Origin of the sequence: Pseudomonas sp. S4_EA_1b (genome assembly GCF_016307435.1) — a bacterium.
Taxonomy (GTDB): Bacteria; Pseudomonadota; Gammaproteobacteria; order Pseudomonadales; family Pseudomonadaceae; genus Aquipseudomonas; species Aquipseudomonas rhodesiae.
Genome location: NZ_JAEILC010000179.1, coordinates 1 through 2,700, shown reverse-complemented (window position 1 = coordinate 2,700; position 2,700 = coordinate 1). Strand labels below are relative to the sequence as shown.

Genomic DNA, 2,700 nt, shown 5'->3' with positions numbered 1-2,700 from the left:
GTCGTCTTCTGAAAACGACAACCGAGGTGAAATGAGGTCGGCGTCCAGAAAACGGTCGTTTGATGGACGCCTCCACGAGCGGAGCGACACCGCAAAGGAAGGACTGGAGCGCAACCTCCAGTAACCCAAAACCGAGATATTGCAGTTGATTACCGTGTATTGCCTGTACATCATAGTTTATTGAAGGGCACTATCTTTAATGCTCTACAACAAACCTTAAGAATCCCGCTTGCCTGCCAGGCAGGCAGTGAAACAGATTTTCTTTTACGGATTCTTAAGGGAAATATCATGAGTGATGTCTTTGACCTTGGAAGTATGACCACGGTAGCAACCGATACGGGTCAGTATTCTTTCTACACACCTCCGCCACCCACCCCTATCCCATACCTGACTTATATCGCTCGACCAGGTATCACCAAGTTCGACCTTCCTGAGGGCGCGAAAATCAAGGATCTGATCAAGCGATACCAATATGAAAGGTCTCAAGTTCCCGCCGCGATCATGATTCGTGGCGTGCAGGAAGAGATCAAAAAATCCACGAACACTGCATTGGCCAATGTGGGGTCGATTGTCGATGGCGAACTGGCGTATCTCGCAAGCCAGAAAAAGGAAAAATTAAATCCTGCCGAGGCGACACCCTTGCAGATGGCCTCTGCTGAAAAAGCCGCGGCGGTGGAACTGCTGGCGTCCAAACAAAAGGAACTGGCTGACGCACGCACCATTGCAAATGCATTCTTTGGCTATGACCCTCTCATGGTCAATTATGTCAATGTAATGAACGAAATCTATGGCCGCCGCGAAGATAAAGATTTCAGTTTCGACAACTGGTCGAAGTCTTATTCCGCCGCACAAAAGATCCGCTTGATCGAAGCGGAAATCAGCGTCCTCAATAGCCGCTCCTCCGCCCTGGATAGCAAGGTCGCCGAACTGACCCGGCTTCAGCGGCTGGAGGACGCACAGCGCGCCGCAGAGGCAGCCCGGCAGACTGAAGCGGAACGCTTAGCGCAAGAGCAACGTCAAGCTGAAGCCCGACGGCAGGTCGAAGAGGCTCGTCGCCAGGCCGAGGCTCAGCGAAAAGCCGAACTGCAACGCCTGGCCGAAGCAGAGGCCAAGCGAGTCGCCGAGGCGGAGAAAAAGCGTCAAGACGAAATCAATGCGCGGTTTCAGGCCATTGCCGTATCGGAAAGTGAGGCCAAGCGTATCGAGGAGATCTACAAGCGCCTGGAAGAGCAGGACAAAATCAGCACTCCCACCATCACGACACCTTCCGCAGTCAATACCGACTCTCGCGTCGAAGACGCACTCGGCCATACTGGAACCAACGTGACTCCTGGAGGAGAAACTGGAGCAACGGGCGGCACCGGCCGGGATGTCGATACTGGTACTGGACAAGGAGGCATCACAGCGCGCCCGGTCGATGTTGGCAGTGTTTCAATCCCTGACCGGCGTGACCCGACAATCCCCGACCAACCAGGGAGGGATCTTGGCTCGCTGGTTCCTACTTTTCCCGATTTCCCCACCTTCCCTAGTTTTCCAGGCGTCGGCGTACCGGTAGCGCCCAAACCGCTGGCCCCGGCAGGGGGTGGTGCCGCCAGCGTTTCCAGGACTCTCAAGACCGCAGTGGATTTGCTTTCGGTGGCCCGCAAGACCCCTGGTGCAATGTTGGGGCAGGTAGCCGCTGTCGTCGCCACCATGGCCGTCAGTTCCTTCTGGCCGAAGCTGAACAACGGTGAACGGCAAGCATCCTTCGCCATTCCGGTCTCGGAACTCGCACCGCCCCTGGCGGTTGACTGGCAAGCCATTGCCGCCGCCAAAGGAACGGTGGACCTGCCTTACCGGCTGAAAACCCTCAATGTCGATGGGTCGATTCAAATCATCGCCGTACCGACCGAGCCGGGTAGTGCGGCCGTCCCCGTCAGGGCACTGACCCTGGACTCCGCCTCGGGGACTTACAAATACACGGCTACCGGCCCTGGCGGCGGTACCATCCTGGTTACCCCGGATACTCCACCTGGCCAGATCGATCCGTCGTCTTCGACGCCGGCAGTGCCCCGTGGTCCGCTGATCATGTCCGGTACCCTGCTGATTCCCAAGGAACCGCAGATCGAGTCCTATCCAGAACTTGACCAACGCGAGTTCAACGACGGTATCTACGTCTACCCGGAAGACACCGGTATTCCACCACTCTATATTGTTTATCGAGATCCGCGCGACGAACCGGGTGTTGCTACCGGTAATGGCCAGCCGGTCACTGGGAACTGGCTGGCCGGTGCCTCGCAAGGTGACGGAGTGCCGATTCCGAGCCAAATCGCCGATCAGTTGCGCGGCAAGGAATTCAAGAGTTGGCGGGATTTTCGGGAGCAGTTTTGGGTGGCTGTGGCTAATGATCCTGAGCTTGTTAAATACTTCAGAAAAACCAATGCAAAGGGTATGCGTGATGGGCTTTCTCCATTTACCCCTAAAGCTGAGCAAGCGGGAGGCCGGGATAAATATGAAATACACCATGTCGTCCAAATAAGTCAGGGTGGAGCTGTTTATGATATTGACAATCTCCGCGTAATGACTCCAAAGATGCATATTCAAGTTCATTCGAACAAAGGAAAATAGATATGGAAAGCAAAAAAATATCAGATTATACAGAGGCTGAGTTTTTTTCACTAATCAGCGAGCTATTCAATAGGAGTTTCAGCAGTGAAAAGG

2 protein-coding genes are annotated in these 2,700 nt (G+C 54.6%); both read left to right on the top strand.

Going from position 1 to position 2,700, the window contains the following annotated elements; genetic code table 11:
- Positions 1 to 288 precede the first annotated feature (288 nt).
- Positions 289 to 2,607, top strand: a complete 2,319-nt coding sequence (locus tag YA0848_RS35015; RefSeq protein ID WP_023095639.1) for an S-type pyocin domain-containing protein — start codon at positions 289 to 291, stop codon at positions 2,605 to 2,607.
- Positions 2,608 to 2,609: 2 nt separating this feature from the next.
- The coding region (locus tag YA0848_RS36875) for a bacteriocin immunity protein (RefSeq protein ID WP_198731573.1) at positions 2,610 to 2,700 on the top strand (91 nt) is incomplete at its 3' end.